The organism is Microbacterium sp. M28 (assembly GCF_025836995.1).
GTDB lineage: Bacteria > Actinomycetota > Actinomycetes > Actinomycetales > Microbacteriaceae > Microbacterium.
In genome coordinates this window covers 696,375-719,962 of the sequence record NZ_CP107546.1, presented here as the reverse complement: position 1 = coordinate 719,962, position 23,588 = coordinate 696,375, and the positions used below count along the sequence as shown (strand labels likewise).

Below are 23,588 nucleotides of genomic sequence, written 5' to 3'. Positions count from 1 at the left end.
ATGAGGGACACGTGGGAGGGCGTCGCGCTCGAGTTCCTGCAGCACAACGCGAAGGGACCGCGTCTTCTGGCCGTCGCCGGTGCCGCGCACGACCGTTCCCGGCGCGCCGCCGACGCCCTCGCGTTCGCGCTCGAATCGCGGGGCGAAGCCGTCGAGCGACTGGACACCGACGACGTCGACGCGTCCCGCCTGCGCGAGCGGATCGTCACCCCCTTCCGTGCGGACCGCGCGCGAGATCGTGTACTCGTCCTGTCAGGACCGGAACGGCTGTTTGCCGACGACGTGCGCGTGATGTGGCACTTCACGCTCTGGAACTCCGCCGGCGACGAGCCGACGCACCCGGATGCCTCCTCGCTCGTCGACATGACGGATCCGACGGCGCCGCGTCGCCGCTACGCCGATTCGTGCGGCACCGCCGAGTGCTGCAGCGACTGACGCGCACGGAATCCCCCGCCCGAGTAGCATTCAGAGCGTGACCGAACGCGCTCCTGTATCCCGCAAGCTGTCCGCCATCGCCGAGTCCGCGACCCTCAAGGTGGACGCCAAGGCCAAGGCTCTGAAGGCCGAAGGCAAGCCGATCATCTCGTACGCCGCCGGTGAGCCGGACTTCGCGACGCCGCAGTTCATCGTGGATGCCGCGGCGGAGGCGCTCGCCGATCCTGCGAGCTATCGCTACACCCCCGCGCCCGGCCTGCCGGCGCTTCGCGAGGCCGTCGCCGCGAAGACGCTGCGCGACTCCGGCCTTGCGGTCTCTCCCTCTCAGGTCATCGTCACCAACGGCGGAAAGCAGTCGGTGTACCAGGCCTTCCAGGCCGTCGTGAATCCGGGCGACGAGGTGCTGCTGCCCGCACCGTACTGGACGACCTACCCCGAGGCGATCCGTCTCGCCGACGGCGTCCCGGTGGAGGTGTTCGCCGGGTCCGATCAGGACTACAAGGTCACCGTGGAGCAGCTCGAGGCCGCTCGCACCGAACGCACGACCGTGCTCGTGTTCGTCTCGCCGTCCAACCCGACCGGCTCGGTGTACACGCCTGAGGAGACCGCCGCGATCGGCGAATGGGCCGTCGAGCACGGCATCTGGATCATCTCCGACGAGATCTACCAGAACCTCACGTACGAGGGCACGAAGGCGATCTCGATCGTCGAGGCCGTTCCGGAGGCCGCGAACCAGACGATCCTCGTGAACGGAGTCGCCAAGACCTACGCCATGACCGGTTGGCGCGTCGGCTGGATGGTCGGCCCCGCCGATGCGATCAAGGTCGCCGGCAACCTGCAGTCCCACCTCTCGAGCAACGTGAACAATGTGGCGCAGAAGGCCGCGATCGCGGCGCTGAACGGGCCGCAGACCGAGGCCGAGCAGTTCCGTGAGGCGTTCGACCGTCGCCGTCGGCTCATCGTCGCCGAGCTGTCGAAGATCGACGGTGTCAAGGTGCCGAACCCGCTGGGCGCGTTCTACGTCTACCCCGACGTGCAGGGGCTGCTGAACCGCACGTGGGGTGGAGTCACCCCGACGACCACGCTCGAGCTCGCCGACCTCATCCTCGAGCAGGCCGAGGTCGCCGTGGTTCCGGGTGAGGCGTTCGGGCCGTCCGGCTACCTGCGTCTGTCGTACGCGCTCGGCGACGACCAGTTGCTCGAGGGCGTCCAGCGGCTGCAGCGCCTGTTCGCCTCCTGACCCACTCCCGCACCGAGACCTCTCGGTGACGTCGAGACCCCGTCGTATTCGCGCGAATACGACGGGGTCTCGCAGTTACGACGGGGTCTCGACGTGGCCGGGGGCCGGGCCGGCTGCGGCTGTCAGTCCTCGAACCCGATCAGCCAGCGGATGCCGTAGCGATCCACGACCTGGCCGTCGCAGTCGCCCCACGGACGCTTCTGCAGCGGATCGGCGATCCTGCCGCCATCGGCGAGCGCGTCGAACCAGCGCGTGAGGGTGCCCGGTTCCGCGGCACCGAGGAGCGAGAAGCTCGCCCCGACGATGTGGACGGCATCCTCGTCCGGTCCGGCATCCGCCGCGCGCAGCTCGACGGGGCCGGTCAGCTCGCCGTGCGCGATCGCATCGTCCGGACCGTCGACGCGGCTGAACTGGGCGTACGTGAACAACGACAGCTCACCGCCGAACACACCCCGGTAGAACGTCAGCGCTTCGGCGGCGTTTCCGGGGAAGAACAGGTACGGCACGAGTCCGGGCATGCACGCGAGCCTACGCCCGTGGCGGCCTCGCCGCGACGCCTCCGGCTCAGAGGTCGACGCCGACGAGCACCGGCTCCGGCTGCAGGAGCAGACCGAACTCCGCGTGCACTCGGCTGGAGATGTACCGAGCCAGTTCGGCGATCTCTCCGGCGGTCGCTCCGCCGCGGTTGGTGAGCGCCAGCGCGTGCTTCGTGGACACGCCTGCCCGCGACCGCGGCAGCCGGAATCCCTTGGAGATCCCGGCGTGCTCGATGAGCCACGCCGCGGACACCTTGACCTCGCTCGGCGTCGACGCGATCGGAGGAACCGTCCCGTCGTAGGCGCCGAGCGGGATGACGGTCACGGCATCCAGATCCGGAGCGACCGGCCACCGCGGGCATTCCGGCGGGAGCGCCCGAGCGACGGATTCGGGCACGATCGCGTTCTGGAAGAACGATCCGGCACTGGCCGTGTCCGGATCCTCCGGATTCAGCAGCATCCCCTTCGCGGCACGCGTCGCCAGGATCCGCTCGCGCACCCAGCCGAGCGGCACGGGCTCTTCGCCCTGCAGCGCGAGTGCGCGGCGCAGCTGCTCGCCGCGGACGATGCGTCCGGCATCCCCCACGTCTGCGAGATCCAGCGTGACCGACAGGATGACCGCACGACGCAGCGGCACTCCCCCGTGGTGGTGCTTGAGCACCGAGGTCCGGAAGCCCAGACCGAGTTCGGATGCCTGCGCCACCGTCACCTCACCGGTCGCCTCGTCGATCCACTCGACCTCGACGAGCGTCTCCTGGATCTCCTGGCCGTAGGCTCCGACGTTCTGCACCGGCGCGGCGCCGACGGTTCCGGGGATGCCGCTCATCGCCTCGATACCGGCGAGACCGTTCTCGACCGTGTAGGCGACCAGCGCATCCCAGTCGTGTCCGGCCTGGACGCGCACGCGGGCGCGGCCGGGATGCGGGGACTCGAGCCGCTCGACACCGGTCGTCAGCACGCGGATCACGGTGCCCTCGAACGGCTCGTCCCCGACGAACAGGTTGGAACCGCCGCCGAGCACGAACCACTCGTCGCCGCGCGACCAGGTGTCCCGCAGTGCGTCGACGAGCTCGGCGGTGGTTCGGGCCTCCAGCATCCGTTCCGGAGCCGCGCCGGTCCGCAGCGTCGTGAGCTCGGAGAGCGCGATCGGTGAGACCTCGCGCATCAGATCGCGATGCGCAGCTGCGCCTTGCCGAGGACCGTGGTGTCGCCGAAGGTCACCTTGAGGTCGATGCGAGCGCTGGATTCGTCGACCGCGCCGACCGTGGCGAGGACGTGCACGTCGGCACCGTCGACGGGGTCGACCACGACGGGCTTGGTGAACCGCACACCGTACTCGGTGATCGCGGCAGACGAGCCGAGTGCCGAGACCACGACCGAGGAGGCGATGCCCATCGTCAGCATCCCGTGCGCGAGGACGCCGGGGAGCCCGACGGACTCGGCGACGTCGTCGCGGTAGTGGATCGGGTTGAAATCGCCGGATGCACCCGCGTAGCGGACCAGTGACTCGCGCGTGAGGTGGATGTCGCGCTCGGCGATGACATCTCCGACAGTGAACGACATCATTCCCCCGCTCCGACCAGCAGCACGCTGGTCGCCGTCACGACGTGCACGCCGTCGGCATCCGTGATCTCGGCCTCGCTCGTGATCATGGCGTTGCCCCCGACCGTTCGGATGCCGGTGACCTTCAGGCGTCCGCTCAGCTCGTCACCCGCGACGATCGGCCGCGAATACGCGAAGCGCTGCTCGGCGTGGATCGTGCGCGACAGCTCGATGCCGGACTCCGGCTCGCCGAGCAGCTGCTGCAGCGTCTGGTCCTGGATGACCATCGCGAACGTGGGTGGGGCGACGACGTCGGCGTAGCCGAGCGCGCGGGCGGCGTCCACGTCGGTGTGCAGCGGAGCGTCGGCGAAGACGGCGCGGGCGAACTCGCGCACCTTCTCGCGACCGACGAGGTACGGGGCCGTCGGCGGGAACTCCCGGCCGACAAGTTCGGTGTTGACTGGCACTCCTCGATCCTACCGGCCGCCCCCGACCGGCTCCCTGTCACCGGCCGGGGAAAGCCGCTCAGGCGGCCCGGGCGGCCAGGGCCGACCCGAGCATCACCAGGCGCATGCTGCGCTCGGCGGCATCCCGCAGCAGCGCTTCGCCCTGCTGCACGGCCTGCTCGAGCGGCATCGGCACGGTGAGGATCGAGGCGATCGCGCTGATGCCGATGTCGTGCACGGCCGGAGCGCCTTCGCCGAGCGACCCTGCGATCCCGAGGACGGGCACGCCCGCGATGCGGGCACGCATCGCGACCTCGGCCGGCACCTTGCCGCGCGGCGTCTGGAAGTCGATGGCGCCCTCTGCCGTGATGACGAGATCGGCCGTCGCGAGCAGGTCATCCAGATTCCGCGGCAGCAGGTCGCCGTCCAGGAGCACTTCGAAGCGCGGCGCCAGGCGCGCGCCGAGCACGGCCCCCAGCCCGGCGCCCAGACCGCCGGAGGCACCGGTGCCCGGTCCCGTGCGGACATCCATCGTCGCCCCGTGCGGACCGAAGCGTTCGAGGATGCCCGCCCAGACATCCAGCGCCACCGACAGCTGCTCCACGTCGGCGGGCGAGGCGCCCTTCTGCGGCCCGAACACGCGTGCCACACCTCGAGGTCCGCACAGGACGTTGTGGATGTTGCAGGCCAGGACGATCTCGACCTCCGCGGCGCGCGGGTGCAGGCCGCTGAGATCCAGCGCGACCGCGTCGACCAGCTGCCGCCCGCCGCGCGGCAGCGGCCGGCCGTCCCCATCGAGGATGCGGACGCCCAGTGCGTCGAGGGCTCCGGCTCCGCCATCGCTGGTGCCGGAGTCGCCGCAGCCGACGATGATCCGCTCGGCTCCGCCGTCGAGGGCGGCCGCGATCAGCTGCCCCACACCGAAGGTGGTCGTCGCGCCTGGGTCACGACGGTCACGCGGGACCAGCCGGAGTCCGGCCGCCGTCGCCATCTCGACCACGGCGGTGCCGCGTGCTGCCCCGCCGAGGCGAGCGTAGTGCGCATCGACGGCATCGCCGACCGGCCCGACGACGCGGACCGGGACGAGCTCACCGCCGGTCGCGGCGGCCAGCGCTGCGGCGGTGCCCTCTCCGCCGTCGGGGATCGGGAACTCGTCGACCTGGACGCCGGGGATGACCCGGCGCACGCCGGATGCGATGGCTCGCGCGACCGCCTCGGCATCGAGGCTCTCCTTGAATCCGCTGGGGGCGACGAGGACGCGCTGCGGGATGTGGATGGACATGGGTTCTCCTTCAGTGTCATGACCCGATTACGGGTACGACGAACGTCAGTGGGGTGGTCGGAGGTACGAGCGGGTGGGATGCGGCGGTCCGCGGTGCTCAGCGCAGCAGCGGCATCCCCATCGCCGGCCAGATCCAGAACGAGAAGCAGACGATCAGGAGGAGCATCGCCGGTGCGAGGACCGCCGAGAGGGAGCGGAGGTCGCGCGGGTGGAATCCGCCGGGGGCGAGTTCGGGGTCCGCGAACATCGCGACCGGCTTCGCCGAGCTCGGCAGCGTGTGGCAGAAGCCCGCGGCCGCCGTCGAGGCGAAGGCCGCGGCGGCCGGGTCGACGCCGAGCCCCGGTGCGAGGGAGATGACGATCGGGATGATCGCGGCGGATCGCGCCGAGCGCGAGGGGATCATCAGGTGCGCACCGAGCGACACTGCGATCACGGCGAGTGCGAACACGACCCCTGCCGACGAACCGAGAGTCGCCATCGGGCCCAGGGCCCAGGTACCGAGCCAGTCGGCGGCGCCGGTCGTGGTCAGGGCTGAAGCGAGCGAGAGCGTGGCGGCGAGGAACAGCAGCAGCGCCCACGGCACCTTCTTCACCGCGGCGGGCAGCGTGATGCAGCCGATCCTCGGCGACACGACGACGATCGCCCCGAACAGGGCGACGAGTGCGGGCGAGATGTGGTGCGCCCCCTCGGTGCACCACAGGGCGACGACGCCGACGAGCAGCAGGCCGGCACGGCGTTCGATCGCGGTGAGCGGGCCGTCGATCGGGGTGGGAGCGGAGCGGACGAGGTCCGTCATGACGTTCGGGATGCCGCGGCTGCGCTCCGCGGCCGTCGTGAACCGCAGCAGCACGATCTCGCACGCGAGGTGGGAGGACACGATCGCGAGCGGCAGACCGAACCACAGCCAGTCGAGGAACCCGAAGCCCTGACCGACGACGGACTCCAGCAGCTGCGACGTGATCACATGTGCGCCAGCGCCGAGGAGCGATCCGACCGCCGACAGCAGGATCACCGTGGGGAAGAGCAGCGAGAGCGCCCTGACGAGCATCGGCCTGTCGGCCAGGGTCGCGGCGAGCGCCGCGAACACGGGCAGCGCCAGCGCTGCGCGGCCGGAGGTCGCCGGGACGGCGAAGGTCGTGATCGTCAGAGCGAAGGTCGTGAGGTGGAACAGGGCACGCGGCGTACGAGCCCGACGCAGGAGGTGGGCCGTGCCCCGCAGTGCGAGCCCGGACGAGCTGACTCCGGCGGCGATGATGAACGCGCACAGCAGCAGCCAGATCGTCTCGTCTCCCAGGGAGGCGAAGAAGTCCTCGGCGGGCAGAACGCCGATCGCGATGAGCAGGACGGCCGCGAGGAAGGCCACGAGCGTGTCGTCCAACGACGTGCAGATCCAGGCCCACACGGCGAGGAGGAAGACCGAGATCGTGGCGGCGATCGGCAGCGTGGGTGCGCCTGAACCCGCCGGTGCCATGACGGCGGCGAGGACGAGCGCGACGACGACGGCCGCGACGGCTCCGAGTCCGATCAGGCTCCGCAGGCGGACTCGATCGCGCGGCGCACGCGGGGGACGCATCGGTCCGGCCTGGGGCGGCGGCGGACCGAACCGCTCCGGGGGACGCGTGGAGTAGGTGACGCGCACGGGTGCGGTGTTCATTGGAACCGGTATCCCGCGCCGCGGACGGTCTCGATATGCTCGGCGCCGATCTTGCCACGGAGGGCCCGCACGTACACGTCGACCACGTTGGAGGCCGGATCGAAGTCCATCCCCCAGACCTGTCCGATCAGCTGGTCCCGCGTGAGGACCTGTCCAGGATGCTGGAGGAACACCTCGAGCAGCGAGAACTCCCGGGCGGTGAGGTCGGCGGATTCGTCGCCCACCGTCACCCGGCGCGTGCGGATGTCCGCGGTGACGTCGCCGTGCGAGAGGACGGCGCCGGCGACCCGCTGCTCGCCGTCGCCGATGCGCAGCTTCACCCTGGCCAGGAGCTCGGCGAACTGGAACGGCTTGGTCACATAGTCGTTCGCGCCGCTCTCGAGCCCCCGGACGGTGTCGATCACGGAGTCGCGTGCGGTGAGGATGATGACCGGCGCGGAGATGCCTTCGCCGCGCAGATGCGAGAGGACCGTGAACCCGTCGATCCCCTGCAACCCGATGTCGAGCAGCATCAGGTCGAACTGCCGGGTGCGGGCGAGGATGAGCGCGCTCTCTCCGTCGGTCGCCTCTGATGTCTCGTAGCCGGCGGCGCGCAGACCCCGGCGGACGAAGGAGGTGATGTGGGGGTCGTCTTCGACGATGAGGATGTGGCGCATGTCACGCCTCCTTCGCGAGAGTGCTGTCGAGCGGGATGATGGGGTCGGCGCTGTTCGGGGCGGGGATGTCGAGACCGAACGTGGCCCCTTCGCCCAGCGTGCTGTCGACCCACGCCGAGCCGCCGTGCGCGTCGGTGATCGCACGGACGATGGCGAGTCCGAGTCCGGAGCCGCGTCTGGCCGCGGTTCCGTCCGCGGTGGTGCCGCGCACGAAGCGTTCGAAGATGCGCTCCGCATCGGCCGGGGCGACTCCCGGGCCCTCGTCCTGCACCCACAGCCGCAGCATCCGGTCCGGACCTGAGCCCTGGAAACGGGAGCCGATGCGGATGCGGTCCCCCGGCTCGGTGATCTGCACGGCGTTGGCGGCCAGCTGCAGCACGGCCTGCGTGATGCGCTGCGGATCCAGGCGCGCCTGCCCCTCGGCGACCTCCATCAGCTGCCAGCGCCTGTCGCCCAGCGCCTGCGCCTTCGCCTCGATGTCGAGGGTGAGCGACGCGATGTCGCACCCTGCCACGCGGACGAAGTCCGGCTGCTCCGCACGGGCGAGCACCAGCAGATCGGTGACGATGCGACTCATCCGGTCCAGTTCGCCGCTGACCAGGCGCAGCGTCTCGCGGCGCTCGACGGGGTCGTCACTGAGCAGCTCGAGGTGGCCGCGGACGATCGTGATCGGAGTGCGCAGTTCGTGCCCTGCATCGTCGACGAAGCGCTGCTGCGTGGCGTAGACGCCTTCCAGTCGGTCGAGCATCTGGTTGAACGTGGTCGCGACAGCGGCGATGTCGTCGTTGCCCTCCACCGGCACGCGCGCCGTGAGATCGTGCTCGCTGATCTCGCGTGCCACGCGGTGCACTTCCCTGACCGGAGCGAGGATCTGACCGGCGACGAGCCAGGCGACGCCGGAGCTGAGCAGCAGCCCGGCGAACGCCACCCAGGCGATCGTGATGACGGACTGGTCCACTGCGGCGCTCTGCGCTTCGGTGAACTGCATCACCAGCAGCGACCCCTCGGTGTCGCCCGCGGTGAAGTCCACGCGTCCCCACCGCAGGGGGCCAGCCTCTGAGGAGGACACGGTTCCGGATTTCGCCGTGCTGCTGAGGAGCCGGGCCGCGAGTGCCTCGCCGCCCGCGAACCCCATGGTCGTCTCGCCCTCGACGAGGCCGTTGGCCAGCGCCACGGGGGCGCCGTCGACGGCACCGACGATGACCTCGCCCGCGTGCACGGACTGGCGGCCGAGGTAGTCGGCCAGCAGCGCGTCGGCGGACGTGAAGTCGCTCGCCGACTGATCCAGGAACCGATGGAACTCGAGCGCCTCCTGTTCGACGTCCGCATTGGCGGACTGCGCGATGTCGGCGAGAAAGATGCTTCGACCGATGAGTCCCACCGCGAGCAGGGTGACGACCGTGCTCGCGATGATCCAGGCCGTGATGCGCCAGCGCGCCGGCAGGGCGCGGATCCGCTTCCGAGGAGCGGGCGGTGGCTCCGCCGGCGTCTCGCTCCGGGCCTCCGGCCGCGGGGATGGCGTCGCGACGACGGGGATGGGCGCCGTCGTCGCGTCGGTGGTCGCGTCAGTCATCGCCTGCGTCGTCTCCGTCATCGTCGCCGTCGTTGTCGCCGTCGTCTCCGTCATCGTCACCTGTGCCGTCGTCGCCGTCATCGTCCTGGACGCTCTGGCCGGAACCCCCGCCGTCGTCTCCCGCTCCGTCATCGCCGATGTCGTCGGCATCGTCATCGCCCTCGGCGGGCGGTGCGACCGGCGGAACCGGAGTGGCGGGCGCCGGCGTCGGCGTGGGCGTGGCGAAGTCGACGACGACCGACTCCTGTGGCAGTTGCGGGGCGCCTGGTGCCTGCGCCAAAGCGACGCTCCCCGCAGCGAACACGATGGGCAGAGAGATCAGGAGGCCGGGGATGAGGATGCGTCGTGAGAAGGTCATGACCCCATGGTGTCGGCCGTTCGTGAGGCGGATATGAGGTGCGGATAAGCGTTTCTTCACTTTCGGCATCCGCCGCTCCCCCGACCGGTGCTCTGAGCGCCTGCGGCCGCGGATCGCGCCTGTGTCCGGTACGTCGCAATAGTACCGAGGTCTTGACGAGCACCATTGTTTTGTGATGCGATGTGATCGGTTGTTGCGCGATATCTGCAAAATCAATCACAGATGATGAGGATGACGATGAAGTTGAACTCTGCACGCACGCGACGGCGAGTGACCGCTGTCGGCCTCGCAGCGGTCCTGGCAGCCACGGGAATCGGCTTCACCGCCGTTCCGGCCGTGGCCGCTGCACCTGCGGCCGCTGCGGCTTCCGCCCCGACCCCGATCGTCCCGAAACCCGTGTCCGCCCAGGTCGGAGTCGATGCGAACGGCACCCCCCTCGGCGCGATCACCGGCGTGAGCCAGAAGGGATCCGCCGTGACGCTCAGCGCCGAGCACGGCTCGCTTCGGGTCACTTTCCTGGAAGACGGGACTTTCCGCATCGAAGCCGACCCATCGGGCGACTTCACGGACCCGGCGAACACCTCGCAGAACGACCCGGCCCGCAGCGCGAACATCGTCGTCGGCACCGACTCGTTCGGCGGGGCAGCGGTCACGGTGACGGAGGGCGACAGCATCCGGATCGCATCGAAGTCGGCGGTGGTGACGATCGACCGCGCGACGTCGACGATCGCCGCCGCGCGTGCGGACGGCACCGTGCTGTTCGCCGAATCCGCCCCGATCTCCTTCGGCGCGACGACGGCGACCCAGCACCTCTCGGCCCAGGACGGCGAGCAGTTCCTCGGCGGCGGCATGCAGAACGGCCGCAGCATCCACACCGGATCGGTCATCAACATCGCGTCCAGCTACGACTGGGACGACGGCGGCAACCCGAATGCGGTGCCGTACTACATGACGTCGCAGGGCTACGGGGTCCTGCGCAACACCTTCGCCCCCGGCACTTATGACTTCAAGAACGGCACCACCACTCACCAGGAGCGCCGTTTCGACGCGTACTACTTCGTCGGGGACTACGGGCAGGCGCTCGAGTCGTACACGCAGCTGACCGGTCGCCCCCTGCTGCCTCCGATCTACGCCCTGGAATACGGCGATGCCGACTGCTACAACCGGTCCAATCCCACCTATCAGGGCGCCCGCACGCCGTCGAAGCTGACCACCCCGCAGTCCCTCGATGTGGCGAAGGGTTTCGTCGAGAACGACATGCCCGCCGGATGGATGCTGGTCAACGACGGCTACGGCTGCGAGTACCAGGAGCTCCCGGAGACCGTCGCCGCCATCGAAGCGGAGACCGGGCTGAAGACGGGACTGTGGACCCAGCGCTCGCTGACGGAGCAGGAGTACGAGGTGGGTGAGGCCGGCATCCGCCTGCGCAAGCTCGATGTGGCCTGGGTCGGCGAGGGCTACCGTCTCGCGCTGACCGGCTGCGAAGCCGCCCACCAGGGGATCGAGGACCACTCGGATGCCCGCGGCACGTCTCTCATGGTGGAGGGCTGGGCGGGGTCGCAGCGGTGCGGCATGCAGTGGACCGGCGACCACACCGGGAGTCTGGACGCAGTCCGGTGGCAGATCTCGGCGCTCACCGGCGCCGGCAACTCGGGCCTGGCCTTCACGACCGGAGACGTCGACGGCATCTTCGGGGGCTCCGCGGAGAGCTACGTGCGCGACCTGCAGTGGAAGGCTTTCGCCCCGGCCCTGTACTCCATGAGCGGTTGGGCCCCGGTCGACAAGCGGCCGTGGCTGTACGGCGAGGAGGCCACGGCGATCAATCGTTCGTACCTGCAGCTGCGCCAGCAGCTCCTGCCGTACATCTACACGCTCGCGCAGCAGTCGCACAGCACCGGCATGCCGATGATGCGCTCGCTCGCACTGAACTACCCGCAGGACGCCGGGTCCTACAGCGTCGAGGCGAACAATGAGTTCATGCTCGGTGACGACTACCTCGTCGCACCGGTGTTCACGCAGACGACGGTGCGCAACGGGATCTATCTGCCCGCGGGCACTCAATGGGTCGACTACTGGACCGGCCGGCTCTACGAGGGCGGTCAGGTCGTCAACGGCCATGCCGCCCCGCTCGACAGGCTGCCCGTCTTCGTCCGCGCCGGCGCCGTGGTGCCGCAGGGCATCGTCGCTCGCAATTCGGCCGTGACTGCGGAGGATGCACCGATCACCCTCTCCGTGTACCCGCAGGGCGACAGCACGTTCACCCTGTACGAGGACGACAAGACCACGCGAGCGCATGCCGCCGGCGACTCGAGCACCCAGACCTTCTCCGTCCAGGCGCCCTCAGCGGGCAAGAAGGGCTCCGTGACGGTGACCATCGGACAGCGGGAGGGCTCCTACGAAGGCAAGGCCGACGCGCGTCCCTACGTGATCGAGGCGCACACCGGTTCCGCCCCGAAGAACGTCGTGGTGGACGGCAAGCGTCTGACCGAGGCATCCTCGCTCGACGCACTCGCCGGGCTCGAATCCGGCTGGTTCTTCGACGGCGCCGATGCCGGCGGTGTGATCACCGTCAAGCTGGCGCCCGTGAAGTCCGCATCGACCACGCAGGTGGAGCTCACCGCGACCAGCGCCGTGGGCGGGCGTGACGCCGATGCGTCGGCGGCGGAGGTATCGGTCGAAGTGGAGGAGCGGATCTTCCAGGGCGACACGACCACGGTCACGGCGACCTTCCGCAACACCGGGACGAAGAAGAAGGAGGACGTCGTCCTCGTCCCGACCGCTCCGGAGGGTTGGAAGCTCCTGTCGTCGACCGGCGACCGGGTCCCGCTCGTCGAGGCAGGCGGTTCGGCGACGGCGAGCTTCGTGTTCGAGGTTCCCGAGGGCACCGCCGGAGGCCTGCAGACCGTGTCGATCGAGGCTTCGTACTCCTCGCAGAAGGCGAAGAGCACGGCGTCCGGAGCCAACCAGCTGTACGTCGCCTACGGCTCTCTGGCCGGTGCGTACAACGCGGATGCCGTCACGTCGATCGACGCGGCGAAGGCCGGCGACTTCGACGGGGGCGGCGCGACGTTCTCGGCCGAAGCGCTGGCTCGCGCCGGGGTCTCACCGGGGACGACGGTGGCGGTCGGTGACGGTGATGCAGCGATCTCGTACACCTGGCCCGCCCCGGCAGGCGCAGCGGATTCCGTCGCACCGGCCGGGCAGACGATCGCGCTGCGGGGCACCGGCACCCATCTGGCGGTGCTCGCGTCAGCCGCATCCGGAGGTGGTGTGACCCCGAAGTTCGAGCTGCACTACACGGATGGCACCGTTTCGACGCAGGGCGTCTTCTTCCCGAACTGGCTGCCGCAGGCATCCGGTCTGGGCGGTGCCACTCTGGCGATCCGATCGCTCGGGCGCAACAGCGCGTCCAACCCCGACGTGTACGAGTACACGACATCGCCCTACCAGGTGTACTCGAACCTGATCCGACTGAATCCGGCCAAGGAGCTCGCCTACGTCGTCCTGCCGACCGAGAGCCGCGTCAAGATCTTCGACTGGAAGGTCGTCGACCAGCCCTTGCCGCCCGCACCGTCCGGAACCATCGGGGCAGCCGAGCTGCCGTGGCTGAGTGCGACGAACGGATGGGGCGTCATCGGCAAGAACGTCGCGAACAAGGATGAGGCGACGTCGCCCGATGCACCGCTCGCGATCAACTACACCGATCCGGCGACCGGCACCCAGCCCCGCTACGAGACCGGACTCGGCGTGCATGCTCAGTCGAAGATCACGTATTACCTCGGTGGCGCGTGCAGCTCCTTCACCGCCGAGGTGGGTCTGGAGGCCGGCTTCGCCGGGAACGTGATCTTCAAGGTCGACGGGGATGACGTGAACCTGTACCAGTCGCGCACGTTCACTCCGGGCTTCGCTCCCGAGAAGGTGAACGTGGATCTGGCCGGTGTGCAGTACGTCGACCTGGTGGTCGAGGCGCCGGGCAGCATCAACGGCGCGCACGGCGTGTGGGGCGAAGCCGCCTTCCACTGCGAGTAGCGCGAATCAGCACAAGAGGTCGGCCCACCCGGGCCGGCCTCTTCTGCGGTCAGCGCCTGCGGCCGCGGATCGCCTTGAGCGACATCTGCACGGCGATCACGACGAGATACACCGCGAAGAGGATGTTGCCGGCGAGCGGATCCATCAGCGTCGCCAGCCACGCGCCGAGAGCCGTGGTCGTACAGGCCGCGACGCCGATCGTGATGGCCGCCGTGAGGTCGACGTTGCGGTGCCGGAGATTGCCGACCGTGCCGGAGATCGCGGTCGGGATCATCATGAGCAGCGAGGTCCCCTTGGCCACGAGGTCGCTCGTGCCGAACGCCAGCATCAGCACCGGAACCACGACGACGCCTCCGCCGACACCGATCAGTCCGGACAGGATGCCGGTGCCCACACCGACCAGCACGAGCGCGATGCCTGATATCCAGGACAGCTCGAAGGCGGCGTCCCGAGACGGGATCACGACGAACAGGCTGATGATGACGACGACCAGGAAGGCGACGAAGCCCCACCGCAGAGCGGTCTGCGAGATGCGCTGCAGCAGGCGGGTTCCGATCTGCGCGCCGACGACCGCTCCGGCGGCCAGGATGATCGCGGGGATCCAGGCCACCGAGCCGTGCACCGCGTACGAGATCACTCCGACGGCGGCCGTGGGGACGATCGCGGCGAGCGACGTGCCGGCCGCCAGTCGCTGATCGAATCGGAGCAGCAGGACCAGCAGCGGCACGATGACGGTTCCCCCGCCGACGCCGAACAGACCCGAGAGGAGCCCCGCCAGCAGACCGATGACGATGAAGGACATGTATGCCCTGGGCTCGCGTCGGATCCGGGCGTCAGTCACTCATCCACCCTACTCCGCGGTCGCGGACGGCCCCGCCGTCAGAGCACGCGAGCGACGGCGAGCAGGTGGGCGCTGAAGTCGCGGATGCCGGGTTCCGCGCTCGTCGCCCGTGCCAGCGCCAGGGCGGCATCGGTCAGGTCGGTGCGGTCGACGGGCACGCCCTCCAGGGCGAGTCCGGACGGTCCTTCGACGCCGTGCACGGCCAGCACCTCGAGCCCGGCATCCGTCACCTCTTCGCCGAGCTCCTCAGCCGTGTGGAAGTGCCCGGCCGGGAACCGGTCGCCCGGCCGCGGCGTCCCCTGTTCCCAGAGCGCGCGCATCATGGGATCCGGACGGACGGGACGGCCGAGCACGTTCGCGCCGAAGGCGACGAAACGGGACAGCGCGGCCGCGAAGACGAAGCCGCCTGCCCGAGTGACGCGGCCCGCCTCGCGCAGCGCCTGCAGACGCTCGCTGCGCGCGGCGAGGTGGTAGAGAGGGCCGAGCAGAAGTACGGCGTCGAAGGAGCCGTCGGCGAACGACAGGCTGCGCGCGTCACCGAGGTGCGCCTCGATCCCGGATGCCGAGGCCGCTGCCACGTGCTCTGGGACGGGATCGATGAGGACGACGTCGAGGCCGCGCTCGCGCAGGGCGCGGGCGTGGGCACCGGTCCCTCCCCCGACGTCCAGGATGCGACCGGCGCTGATGTGCTCGGCGATCAGCTCCTGCGTCCGCCGATGCTCGAGCGGCCCCTGCGCCGATCGCGTCGTCAGCCGGGCATCCTCGTCGAACAGCCCGCCGTAGTAGGCGCGCAATCGCTCGTCGATCTCCGTCTGGTCCGGCATGTCCGCTCCTCGTCTCCGTGAGGAGCATCCTTCCACGGCATCCGCCGGGAAACGACGAAGCCCGCCGTCCCTGACGGGATGGCGGGCTTCGTGCGCAAGCGGATGCTTACTCGGACTTCTCCTCGGCAGCGGCCTCGGCGGGAGCCTCTTCGGCCGGAGCCTCGGTGGTCTCCTCGACGACCTCTTCAGCCGGAGCCTCTTCGGCCTTCTCGGCCTTCGGAGCCTTCTCGGCCTTCGGAGCAGCCTTGGCAGCCTTCTTCTTGGGCGTGACGGGCTCGAGGACGAGCTCGATCACGGCCATCGGGGCGTTGTCGCCCTTGCGGTTGCCGACCTTGGTGATGCGCGTGTAGCCACCCTCGCGGTCCGCGACGAGCGGTGCGATCTCGGTGAACAGCTCGTGCACGACGGACTTGTCGCCGATGACCGACAGCACCCGACGACGGGCGTGCAGGTCGCCGCGCTTGGCGAACGTGATCAGGCGCTCAGCGAGCGGACGCAGGCGCTTGGCCTTGGTCTCGGTCGTCTTGATCGACTTGTGGGTGAACAGAGCGGCCGCGAGGTTGGCAAGCAGCAGGCGCTCGTGTGCGGGGCCGCCTCCGAGGCGGGGACCCTTGGTGGGCTTAGGCATATTCGTCTAACTCCTGGTCAGAATTTCGGGAAGGTCAGAAGGACTCGTCTTCGCTGCCGCCGTAGAAGTGGGCGCCGTCGAAACCGGGCACCGAATCCTTGAGCGACAGACCGAGCGAGATGAGCTTGTCGCGCACCTCGTCGACCGACTTCTGGCCGAAGTTGCGGATGTTCATGAGCTGCGTCTCCGAGAGGGCGACGAGCTCGGACACCGTGTTGATGCCCTCGCGCTTGAGGCAGTTGTACGAGCGCACGGACAGGTCGAGGTCCTCGATCGGCATCGACAGTTCGCTGGAGGCGACGGCCTCCACCGGCGCCGGACCGATCTCGATGCCCTCGGCCTCGACGTTCAGCTCGCGGGCGAGGCCGAACAGCTCGGTGAGGGTCTTGGCAGCCGAGGCGACGGCGTCGCGGGGGCTGATGGAGGACTTGGTCTCGACATCCAGGACGAGCTTGTCGAAGTCGGTGCGCTCACCCGCACGGGTGGCGTCGACGCGGTAGCTGACCTTGAGGACCGGCGAGTAGATCGAGTCGATCGGGATCTGACCGGCCTCGGCGTACTCGTTGCGGTTCTGCGTGGCCGACACGTAGCCGCGGCCGCGCTCGATGGTGAGCTCCAGCTCGAACTTCGCGGTGTCGTTCAGGGTCGCGATGACGAGCTCGGGGTTGTGCACCTCGACACCGGCCGGGGCCGAGATGTCGGCTGCGGTGACCTCACCGGCGCCGGTCTTGCGCAGGTACGCGGTGATGGGCTCGTCACGCTCGCTGGAGACGACCAGCTGCTTGATGTTGAGGATGATCTCGGTGACATCCTCCTTCACGCCGGGGATGGTGCTGAACTCGTGCAGCACGCCGTCGATGCGGATGCTGGTGACAGCAGCGCCGGGGATCGACGAGAGCAGGCTGCGACGCAGCGCGTTGCCGATGGTGTAGCCGAAACCGGGCTCGAGCGGCTCGATGATGAACCGGCTCCGGTTCTCGACGATCTTTTCCTCGGTCAGTGTGGGACGCTGTGCGATGAGCACTGTGTGTTCCTTTCGATCACATGCCCGCTATATGACATGTGGTGGGTGAGGTTCTTGAGTTGTGGAAACCTGCGGCGAGGATGCCGGCCCCGTGACGGGACCGGCATCCTCGAACGAAATCAGACGCGACGGCGCTTCGGCGGACGGCAGCCGTTGTGAGCCTGGGGCGTGACGTCCTGGATCGAACCCACCTCGAGGCCTGCGGCCTGCAGCGAGCGGATCGCGGTCTCGCGGCCCGAACCCGGACCCTTCACGAAGACGTCGACCTTCTTGACACCGTGCTCCTGAGCCTGGCGCGCAGCCGACTCAGCGGCCATGCCGGCCGCGTACGGGGTCGACTTGCGGGAGCCCTTGAAGCCCACGCCACCGGAGGATGCCCAGCTGATGACAGCGCCGGACGGGTCGGTGATCGAAACGATCGTGTTGTTGAACGTCGACTTGATGTGGGCCTGGCCCAGCGCGATGTTCTTCTTTTCCTTGCGGCGCGGCTTGCGCGCGGCGGCCTTGGGTGCAGCCATGAAAGTTTTCTCCTATTCCCTGGCCGCTGCTTAGCGGGCCTTCTTCTTACCGGCGACGGTGCGCTTCGGGCCCTTGCGGGTACGGGCGTTGGTCTTGGTGCGCTGACCGCGGACCGGAAGGCCACGACGGTGGCGGATGCCCTCGTAGGAACCGATCTCGACCTTGCGGCGGATGTCTGCGGCGACCTCGCGGCGCAGGTCACCCTCCACCTTGTAGTTGCCTTCGATGTAGTCGCGGAGTGCGATGAGCTGGTCGTCGCTCAGGTCCTTCACGCGGATCGACTCGTCGATCTCGGTGGCCTTGAGGATCTCGACCGAGCGGGTACGGCCAACGCCGTAGATGTACGTAAGTGCGATCACCACGCGCTTATCGCGCGGGATGTCAACGCCGGCAAGACGTGCCATGCGAATCTCCTGAATTGTGGTGGAGGTGTGGAGCAGGATCGGTGCCCGGGCCTCCGCCCCGAGGTGTCCCCCACCGGAGTGGGTTCTGATCCTGCCTTTGTGTATTGAATTGTGGAGTCAGATCGGCGAGCTCAGCCCTGGCGCTGCTTGTGGCGCGGGTTGCTCTTGCAGATCACCATGACGCGGCCGTGGCGGCGGATCACCTTGCAGTGATCGCAGATGGGCTTGACGCTGGGGTTGACCTTCATTGTGTTTCCTGTTCGCTGTCTTCACCGGGCAGGCGTGAATGCCTGGGGTGTTACTTCTCGACCGATCAGCGGTAGCGGTAGACGATGCGGCCGCGGGTCAGGTCGTAGGGGCTGAGCTCCACGACCACGCGGTCCTCGGGGATGATGCGGATGTAGTTCTGCCGCATCTTTCCGGAGATCGTTGCAAGGACCTTGTGTCCGTTGGTGAGCTCGACGCGGAACATCGCGTTGGGCAGCGCCTCGGACACGACGCCCTCGATTTCGATGACACCGTCTTTCTTAGCCATAAACTCGCTGACGCTTCTGCAGATCGGCCGATCTGCGGTGGATGGATGGGTTGGATGCGCACCATAGCCGGACACGCCGAACTAGGCGCAAAGCACCAAAGATCAATATTAGACGACGGCGGCGCATCCGGCAAATGGGATGCGCCGCCGTCGTGTCGATCCGGGGTGCGGGTTCCTGCCCGGCTCAGCCGAGGATCTCGGCGAAGCGCGTCTGGATGTCCGCGTTGCTGATGCGCTCACCGTCGATCGCGACGGTCGGTGTGCCGACTCGACCCGTCTCGGGGTCGGCCGGGGTGTTCGCGACCTGGTCGACGGCGTACTTCATGTAGGTGCCGTCGTTGATGCAATCGGCGGCCGCGCCGGCGCCCGCCTGCTCGGCGAACCCGACGAGCTGCTCGTCCGTGAGACCCGCGCTTCCCTCTTCGGGCTGGTTCTCGAAGAGCAGGTTGAAGTAGTCCAGGGCTGCGTCCGGCGCCTCGGCGGCGACGCAGTACATCGAGCTGGCAGCGCGCGAGGAGAACTCGGTCCCCTGCGAGGCCTGGTCCAGGATCGAGATCGGGTGGATGTTCAGCGTGATCTCGTCGTTCGCCGCGGCATCCTGGAGCGCAGCGCCGTACGCGCTCTCGAAGTCGCCGCAGATGGGGCACATGAAGTCGACGTAGGTGTCGATCGTCGTCTCGCCCTCACCGAACGAGATCGCACCGGTTTCGCCGTTGACGATGCCGGCCGTCTCCGGAGCCGCGCCGGGTGCGGTGGCCTGGTTGTTCAGGAACACGACGAGTCCGCCGAGGACCACCAGGACGACGACCACAGCGGCCGAGATCCAGATGGCGAACCAGTTGGTCTTGCCCTGTGCTGCTGCCATTGCTTTCCCGTTCTCTCACGACTCGCGCGATCGCGCGGCCCTACTTCGAAGTCCTCCGGCGCGCACAGCGCCACCGACAATCCTGCCGCCCCATCCTATGCGCCCGTTGTGAGCGCCCTACGCGACCCTGCGCGCCCTTCCCACCCGCCGCCCCTTCCCCGCCCTCCACCCTCCGCCTCCAGTCCGCGTGCGAAAAACCATTTGGTGCGCGAGAAACCACCACCGCGGTGGTTTCTCGCTTTCGGAGTGATTTCTCGCCCTGGAGCACTCGCCCTGCACAGTCGACGGCCGATACGGCTTCATCCACTGAACGCGGGATCGCCCTGTCCGACGGGGCACGATGTACGCATGCCGCAGCTCCTTGTCGACCGCGCTTCGATGTCCTCTCCTCTGCCGTTGATGACGGCAGCCGAGGCCAGGATGCTGGGGCACGATCCCTCCGCGCCCCAGTGGCACCGTGTGCGGCGTGGCATCTACGTGAACCGGGTCGCCTTCGACAAGTTGCCCCCATGGCGCAAGTACGCGGTGCGTGTGCACGCGTTCGTCCGGCTGCATCCTGACGCCGTGCTGTGTCTGGAATCCGCAGCCGTGCTCCTCGGCCTTCCGCTGTCCGATGAACCGCGCGACATCCACGTGTACGACCCTGATCGAAGCGCATCTCGGCGTTTCGGCGACGTGTGCGTGCACACGAGTTCGGATCCGCGCGAAGTGATTCAGGTGGGCGGGGTCTTCGTCACCGGGATGCTCGACACGACTGTCGATCTCGCTCGGGTGCTGCCGCCTGCCTTCGCTCTCGCTGTGGTGGACGCGGCGATCGCGCCCGCGCAAGGCGGCACGCTCACGTCCGAGCTGCTGCAGCACCATGCGTCCGCGCAGCAGAATCAGCGCGGTGTCGCCCAATTGCGCTGGCTGTGGGCACACGCGGATCCTCGCTCGGAATCAACGGGCGAGAGCATCAGCCGCGCGGTGATCGAATGGTGCGGCTTCCCGACCCCCGTGCTGCAGATCACGTTCCACTATGACGGCTGCACGGATCGCGTCGACTTCCTGTTCGAGGCCACGAAGACCATCGGGGAATCGGACGGGTGGGTCAAGTACAAGATGCAGAAGGATCCCCAACGTGCGACCGAGCTTCTCAAAGAGGAGAAACGTCGCGAAGACCGTCTGCGCCGCCGCGGCCATCCCTTCGCGCGCTGGGAGTTGCGGGACGTGCTTCGCGTGACGCCGCTGGGTGATGCCCTGCATGCGGCATCCGTCCGCCGCGTTCGGCCGAGCCAAGCGGGAATGTTGGCGACGCTGCGCGATAGACGACGCCAGGCGCGCGGATCACTCCGCTAGGCGTGGAGGTCGCCACTCGCAGGAGTCGAGAAGTCACTTCACGCGCGAGAAACCGTGTTTGGCATGGTTTATGGTTTGTCGCCGAATCGGCCGAGCACGCGCGGCTACGCGAAGGGCGTGGGGGTCACGCCGAAAGGCGCGAGGCCCGCGGCACCGCCATCCACCGCGGTCAGCACCCAGATGCCGTCGGCATGCACCGCGACGCTGTGTTCCCAGTGCGAGCCGTCGCTGCCGTCGATCGTGGAGACGGTCCAGTCGTCATCCTCCACGAACGTCGCCTCGCCGCCGGCGGTCACCATCGGCTCGATGGCGAGCACGAGACCGGGCTTGACCTCGGCGCCAACATCCGGCGTCCGGTAGTTGAAGACGCTGGGTGCCTCGTGCATCTTGCGTCCGATGCCGTGGCCGACGTACTCGCGCAGGATGCCGTACTCCCCCTGCGCCTCGATGTAGTCCTGGATGGCCGCGCCGATGTCGCCGAGGTGACGCGCGGACGCCATCGCGGCGATGCCGGCCCACATGGACCCCTCCGCCACGCGCGAAAGCTCTTCACGCGCGGCGACCAGCTCGGGGCGGGTCGGGTCGGGGATGACGAACGTCCGAGCACTGTCGCCGTTCCAGCCCTGGAACTGCGCTCCGCTGTCCACGGAGACGATGTCGCCCGGCTCGAGCACGCGCTCTCCGGGGATGCCGTGCACGACCTGCTCGTTCACGGAGATGCAGGTGGTGTGCCGGTAGCCGCGGACGAGTTTGAAGTTCGACTCCGCGCCGCGGGCGAGCACGGCGGCGGAGGCAGCGGCATCCACCGATGCGGTCGTCGCGCCTGGTCGGATGGCCGCAGCCGCCGCGTCCAGGGACGCCGCGGTGATGAGGCCGGGTTCGACCATCGCGCGCAGCTGCGCGGGGGTCTTGTAGATCGAGCGGCGAAACACGCTCAGACCGTCACGCGCAGGCCGCGGGCGTCCAGCGCCGCGAAGATGCGCTCGGTGATCTCGTCGAGCGAGCCGACACCGTCGATGCGGTCGACGATGCCACGGTCCGAGTAGGTCTCCAGGATCGGAGCGGTCTCGTGCTCGTAGATGTCCAGGCGGTGCGCGATGGCCTCGGCGGTGTCATCCGAGCGGCCCTGCTCCGCCGCACGCAGCTGCAGACGAGCGATGCTCTCCTCGCGCGGAACATCCAGCAGGATCACCGCGGCCAGCGCCTCGCCGCGTGCGGAGAGGAACTCCTCCAGGTGCGCGACCTGGGCGGCGTTGCGTGGATACCCGTCCAGAAGGAAGCCGTTCGCGGCGTCGTCCTGCGACAGCCTGTCGCGCACGATCTCGCTCGTCAGCTCGTCAGGGACGAGGTCGCCGCGGTCGAGGATCTCCGTGACCTGCGCACCCAGCGGGGTGCCGTTCTTGATGTTGGCACGGAAGATGTCGCCGGTGGAGATGACCGGGATGCCGAAGGACTCGGCGATGCGAACACCCTGCGTGCCCTTGCCGGAGCCCTGCGGGCCGACGATGAGGAGACGTGCGGATGCTGTCATCGGAGGAGCCCTTCGTAATGGCGCTGCTGAAGCTGAGCGTCGATCTGCTTGACCGTCTCGAGACCCACACCGACGATGATGAGGATCGACGCGCCACCGAACGGGAAGTTCTGGTTCGCGCCGACGGTGGCCAGGGCCACCAGCGGGATGAGGGCGATCAGGCCCAGGTAGATGGAACCGGGGAACGTGATGCGCGTCAGCACGTAGTCGAGGTACTCGGCCGTCGGACGCCCCGCACGGATGCCGGGGATGAACCCGCCGTACTTCTTCATGTTGTCGGCGACCTCGACGGGGTTGAACGTGATCGCGACGTAGAAGTACGTGAAACCGATGATGAGCAGGAAGTACACCAGCATGTACAGCGGGTGGTCACCGGTCGTGAAGTACTGCGAGACCCAGGTGACCCACGCGGCCGGCTCGCTGCCGTCCTGCGGCGTGTTGAACTGCGCGATGAGCATCGGGATGTACAGCAGCGACGACGCGAAGATCACCGGGATCACACCGGCCATGTTCACCTTGATCGGGATGTACGTGTTCGTCCCGCCGTAGGTGCGACGTCCGACCATGCGCTTGGCGTACTGCACGGGGATGCGGCGCTGCGACTGCTCGACGAAGACGACGAGCGCCATCACGATGATGCCGACCGCGAGCACGAGGAGGAACACCTCGAAGCCCTTGCTCTCCCAGATCAGCCACATGGCGGACGGGAAGGTCGCCGCGATCGACGTGAAGATCAGCAGGGACATGCCGTTGCCGATGCCGCGCTCGGTGACGAGCTCGGCGAACCACATGATGAGGCCGGTGCCGGCGGTCATCGTGATGATCATCAGCAGCTGCGCCCACCACACGTCGTTGGTCAGCAGGTTCTGGCAGGCCGCAATGTCGGTGGTGCCGAAGAGCTGCCCGCTGCGTGCCACGGTGACGAGCGTCGTCGACTGCAGCAGCGCGAGGGCGATCGTGAGGTAGCGGGTGTACTGGGTGAGCTTCGCCTGTCCAGCCTGACCTTCCTTGTGAAGGGTCTCGAAGTGCGGGATGACGACGCGCAGCAGCTGGGTGATGATCGTCGCCGTGATGTACGGCATCACACCCAGCGCGAAGATCGACAGCTGGAGCAGCGCTCCGCCCGAGAAGAGGTTGACAAGGCTGAGCAGCCCCTCGGTGCCGGACGTGAGTGCGAGGCACTGCTCGACGTTCGGGAAGTTCACGAACGGAGCCGGGATGTGCGAGCCGAACCGGTAGAGGGCGATGATCGCCAGGGTGAAACCGATCTTCCGACGCAGGTCGGGCGTGCGGAAGATCCGCGCAATGGCGCTAAACAAGGGATTTCC

At 68.5% G+C, this 23,588-nt stretch carries 25 protein-coding genes; 4 read left to right on the top strand and 21 right to left on the bottom strand.

The genetic code is table 11. The annotated features are described in order from the left end of the window. Positions 1-435 carry a hypothetical protein gene (locus OED01_RS03585; RefSeq protein ID WP_264157021.1) on the top strand — a complete coding sequence of 145 codons (435 nt, stop codon included), beginning with the start codon at positions 1-3 and terminating at the stop codon, positions 433-435. 37 nt (positions 436-472) lie between these two features. Next, entirely contained in the window at positions 473-1,675 is a 1,203-nt protein-coding gene (locus OED01_RS03580) for a pyridoxal phosphate-dependent aminotransferase (RefSeq protein ID WP_264157020.1), read from the top strand. 122 nt (positions 1,676-1,797) lie between these two features. On the opposite strand, the gene OED01_RS03575 is transcribed toward OED01_RS03580, so the two are convergent. From OED01_RS03575 to OED01_RS03535, 9 genes are all read right to left on the bottom strand, one after another. After that, a complete protein-coding gene (locus OED01_RS03575) occupies positions 1,798-2,193 on the bottom strand; it encodes a VOC family protein (RefSeq protein WP_264157019.1) in 396 nt (131 codons plus the stop codon). A 46-nt stretch (positions 2,194-2,239) separates the two neighbouring features. Continuing rightward, positions 2,240-3,376 carry a UDP-N-acetylmuramate dehydrogenase gene (locus OED01_RS03570; RefSeq protein ID WP_264157018.1) on the bottom strand — a complete coding sequence of 379 codons (1,137 nt, stop codon included), beginning with the start codon at positions 3,374-3,376 and terminating at the stop codon, positions 2,240-2,242. Beyond that, positions 3,376-3,777: a MaoC/PaaZ C-terminal domain-containing protein gene (locus OED01_RS03565; RefSeq protein WP_264157017.1), complete on the bottom strand. Its 402-nt coding sequence runs from the start codon at positions 3,775-3,777 to the stop codon at positions 3,376-3,378. Before OED01_RS03565 ends, OED01_RS03570 begins: the two co-directional genes overlap by 1 nt. Continuing rightward, positions 3,774-4,220: a MaoC family dehydratase N-terminal domain-containing protein gene (locus OED01_RS03560; protein ID WP_264157016.1), complete on the bottom strand. Its 447-nt coding sequence runs from the start codon at positions 4,218-4,220 to the stop codon at positions 3,774-3,776. Before OED01_RS03560 ends, OED01_RS03565 begins: the two co-directional genes overlap by 4 nt. A gap of 58 nt (positions 4,221-4,278) precedes the next feature. After that, the gene (locus OED01_RS03555; protein WP_264157015.1) at positions 4,279-5,481 is read right to left on the bottom strand and encodes a glycerate kinase family protein; all 1,203 of its coding nucleotides are present in this window, start codon (positions 5,479-5,481) and stop codon (positions 4,279-4,281) included. A gap of 97 nt (positions 5,482-5,578) precedes the next feature. Further along, positions 5,579-7,135, bottom strand: coding sequence for an SLC13 family permease (locus tag OED01_RS03550; protein ID WP_264157014.1), 1,557 nt, complete (start codon positions 7,133-7,135; stop codon positions 5,579-5,581). After that, a complete protein-coding gene (locus OED01_RS03545) occupies positions 7,132-7,791 on the bottom strand; it encodes a response regulator transcription factor (protein WP_264157013.1) in 660 nt (219 codons plus the stop codon). The genes OED01_RS03550 and OED01_RS03545 overlap by 4 nt, the downstream gene beginning before the upstream one ends. A gap of 1 nt (position 7,792) precedes the next feature. Beyond that, a complete protein-coding gene (locus OED01_RS03540; RefSeq protein ID WP_264157012.1) occupies positions 7,793-9,364 on the bottom strand; it encodes a sensor histidine kinase in 1,572 nt (523 codons plus the stop codon). Continuing rightward, complete coding sequence (locus tag OED01_RS03535) at positions 9,357-9,722, bottom strand: hypothetical protein (RefSeq protein ID WP_264157011.1); 366 nt, start codon at positions 9,720-9,722, stop codon at positions 9,357-9,359. The genes OED01_RS03540 and OED01_RS03535 overlap by 8 nt, the downstream gene beginning before the upstream one ends. Positions 9,723-9,959: 237 nt before the next feature. Here OED01_RS03535 and OED01_RS03530 point away from each other — a divergent pair, with 237 nt between their 5' ends. After that, a complete protein-coding gene (locus OED01_RS03530) occupies positions 9,960-13,751 on the top strand; it encodes an NPCBM/NEW2 domain-containing protein (protein ID WP_264157010.1) in 3,792 nt (1,263 codons plus the stop codon). A 49-nt stretch (positions 13,752-13,800) separates the two neighbouring features. Here the strand turns inward: OED01_RS03530 and OED01_RS03525 are convergent, their stop codons facing one another. The 9 genes from OED01_RS03525 to OED01_RS03485 form a co-directional block, all read right to left on the bottom strand. After that, positions 13,801-14,553 (bottom strand): sulfite exporter TauE/SafE family protein, encoded by a 753-nt coding sequence (locus OED01_RS03525; RefSeq protein ID WP_264157905.1) that lies wholly within the window; start codon positions 14,551-14,553, stop codon positions 13,801-13,803. A gap of 77 nt (positions 14,554-14,630) precedes the next feature. Then, complete coding sequence (locus tag OED01_RS03520; protein WP_264157009.1) at positions 14,631-15,416, bottom strand: class I SAM-dependent methyltransferase; 786 nt, start codon at positions 15,414-15,416, stop codon at positions 14,631-14,633. Positions 15,417-15,522: 106 nt separating this feature from the next. After that, positions 15,523-16,044 carry a 50S ribosomal protein L17 gene (gene rplQ / locus OED01_RS03515; RefSeq protein WP_264157008.1) on the bottom strand — a complete coding sequence of 174 codons (522 nt, stop codon included), beginning with the start codon at positions 16,042-16,044 and terminating at the stop codon, positions 15,523-15,525. A 34-nt stretch (positions 16,045-16,078) separates the two neighbouring features. Continuing rightward, complete coding sequence (locus tag OED01_RS03510) at positions 16,079-17,068, bottom strand: DNA-directed RNA polymerase subunit alpha (RefSeq protein WP_264157007.1); 990 nt, start codon at positions 17,066-17,068, stop codon at positions 16,079-16,081. 119 nt (positions 17,069-17,187) lie between these two features. Continuing rightward, positions 17,188-17,586 (bottom strand): 30S ribosomal protein S11, encoded by a 399-nt coding sequence (gene rpsK, locus OED01_RS03505; protein ID WP_045249905.1) that lies wholly within the window; start codon positions 17,584-17,586, stop codon positions 17,188-17,190. A 30-nt stretch (positions 17,587-17,616) separates the two neighbouring features. Further along, complete coding sequence (rpsM, locus tag OED01_RS03500; protein ID WP_047524098.1) at positions 17,617-17,991, bottom strand: 30S ribosomal protein S13; 375 nt, start codon at positions 17,989-17,991, stop codon at positions 17,617-17,619. 131 nt (positions 17,992-18,122) lie between these two features. Further along, entirely contained in the window at positions 18,123-18,239 is a 117-nt protein-coding gene (gene rpmJ / locus OED01_RS03495) for a 50S ribosomal protein L36 (protein WP_005050492.1), read from the bottom strand. A 65-nt stretch (positions 18,240-18,304) separates the two neighbouring features. Further along, positions 18,305-18,526 (bottom strand): translation initiation factor IF-1, encoded by a 222-nt coding sequence (gene infA / locus OED01_RS03490; RefSeq protein WP_005050493.1) that lies wholly within the window; start codon positions 18,524-18,526, stop codon positions 18,305-18,307. Between the two features lie 184 nt (positions 18,527-18,710). Then, entirely contained in the window at positions 18,711-19,391 is a 681-nt protein-coding gene (locus OED01_RS03485) for a DsbA family protein (protein ID WP_264157006.1), read from the bottom strand. Between the two features lie 204 nt (positions 19,392-19,595). Between OED01_RS03485 and OED01_RS03480 the strand changes: the two genes are divergently transcribed. Next, entirely contained in the window at positions 19,596-20,729 is a 1,134-nt protein-coding gene (locus tag OED01_RS03480) for a hypothetical protein (protein ID WP_264157005.1), read from the top strand. 104 nt (positions 20,730-20,833) lie between these two features. Here OED01_RS03480 and map read toward each other — a convergent pair whose 3' ends face one another. The 3 genes from map to secY are packed head-to-tail and all read right to left on the bottom strand — an operon-like array spanning position 20,834 to position 23,579. Next, positions 20,834-21,661, bottom strand: coding sequence for a type I methionyl aminopeptidase (gene map, locus OED01_RS03475; RefSeq protein ID WP_264157004.1), 828 nt, complete (start codon positions 21,659-21,661; stop codon positions 20,834-20,836). Between the two features lie 2 nt (positions 21,662-21,663). After that, entirely contained in the window at positions 21,664-22,260 is a 597-nt protein-coding gene (locus OED01_RS03470) for an adenylate kinase (protein ID WP_264157003.1), read from the bottom strand. After that, the gene (secY, locus tag OED01_RS03465; RefSeq protein ID WP_264157002.1) at positions 22,257-23,579 is read right to left on the bottom strand and encodes a preprotein translocase subunit SecY; all 1,323 of its coding nucleotides are present in this window, start codon (positions 23,577-23,579) and stop codon (positions 22,257-22,259) included. Before secY ends, OED01_RS03470 begins: the two co-directional genes overlap by 4 nt. Positions 23,580-23,588: the final 9 nt, after the last annotated feature.

What these genes read in the sequence shown, in the direction of transcription:
- OED01_RS03555 (WP_264157015.1), bottom strand. Translation starts at nt 5,481, where the DNA reads ATGTCCATCCACATCCCGCAGCGCGTCCTCGTCGCCCCCAGCGGATTC.
- OED01_RS03550 (WP_264157014.1), bottom strand. Translation starts at nt 7,135, where the DNA reads ATGAACACCGCACCCGTGCGCGTCACCTACTCCACGCGTCCCCCGGAG.
- OED01_RS03540 (WP_264157012.1), bottom strand. Translation starts at nt 9,364, where the DNA reads ATGACTGACGCGACCACCGACGCGACGACGGCGCCCATCCCCGTCGTC.
- OED01_RS03535 (WP_264157011.1), bottom strand. Translation starts at nt 9,722, where the DNA reads ATGACCTTCTCACGACGCATCCTCATCCCCGGCCTCCTGATCTCTCTG.
- OED01_RS03520 (WP_264157009.1), bottom strand. Translation starts at nt 15,416, where the DNA reads ATGCCGGACCAGACGGAGATCGACGAGCGATTGCGCGCCTACTACGGC.
- OED01_RS03565 (WP_264157017.1), bottom strand. Translation starts at nt 3,777, where the DNA reads ATGATGTCGTTCACTGTCGGAGATGTCATCGCCGAGCGCGACATCCAC.
- rpsK (WP_045249905.1), bottom strand. Translation starts at nt 17,586, where the DNA reads ATGGCTGCACCCAAGGCCGCCGCGCGCAAGCCGCGCCGCAAGGAAAAG.
- OED01_RS03575 (WP_264157019.1), bottom strand. Translation starts at nt 2,193, where the DNA reads ATGCCCGGACTCGTGCCGTACCTGTTCTTCCCCGGAAACGCCGCCGAA.
- OED01_RS03530 (WP_264157010.1), top strand. Translation starts at nt 9,960, where the DNA reads ATGAAGTTGAACTCTGCACGCACGCGACGGCGAGTGACCGCTGTCGGC.
- OED01_RS03570 (WP_264157018.1), bottom strand. Translation starts at nt 3,376, where the DNA reads ATGCGCGAGGTCTCACCGATCGCGCTCTCCGAGCTCACGACGCTGCGG.
- OED01_RS03525 (WP_264157905.1), bottom strand. Translation starts at nt 14,553, where the DNA reads ATGTCCTTCATCGTCATCGGTCTGCTGGCGGGGCTCCTCTCGGGTCTG.
- rpmJ (WP_005050492.1), bottom strand. Translation starts at nt 18,239, where the DNA reads ATGAAGGTCAACCCCAGCGTCAAGCCCATCTGCGATCACTGCAAGGTG.
- infA (WP_005050493.1), bottom strand. Translation starts at nt 18,526, where the DNA reads ATGGCTAAGAAAGACGGTGTCATCGAAATCGAGGGCGTCGTGTCCGAG.
- rplQ (WP_264157008.1), bottom strand. Translation starts at nt 16,044, where the DNA reads ATGCCTAAGCCCACCAAGGGTCCCCGCCTCGGAGGCGGCCCCGCACAC.
- OED01_RS03470 (WP_264157003.1), bottom strand. Translation starts at nt 22,260, where the DNA reads ATGACAGCATCCGCACGTCTCCTCATCGTCGGCCCGCAGGGCTCCGGC.
- rpsM (WP_047524098.1), bottom strand. Translation starts at nt 17,991, where the DNA reads ATGGCACGTCTTGCCGGCGTTGACATCCCGCGCGATAAGCGCGTGGTG.
- OED01_RS03545 (WP_264157013.1), bottom strand. Translation starts at nt 7,791, where the DNA reads ATGCGCCACATCCTCATCGTCGAAGACGACCCCCACATCACCTCCTTC.
- OED01_RS03485 (WP_264157006.1), bottom strand. Translation starts at nt 19,391, where the DNA reads ATGGCAGCAGCACAGGGCAAGACCAACTGGTTCGCCATCTGGATCTCG.
- OED01_RS03585 (WP_264157021.1), top strand. Translation starts at nt 1, where the DNA reads ATGAGGGACACGTGGGAGGGCGTCGCGCTCGAGTTCCTGCAGCACAAC.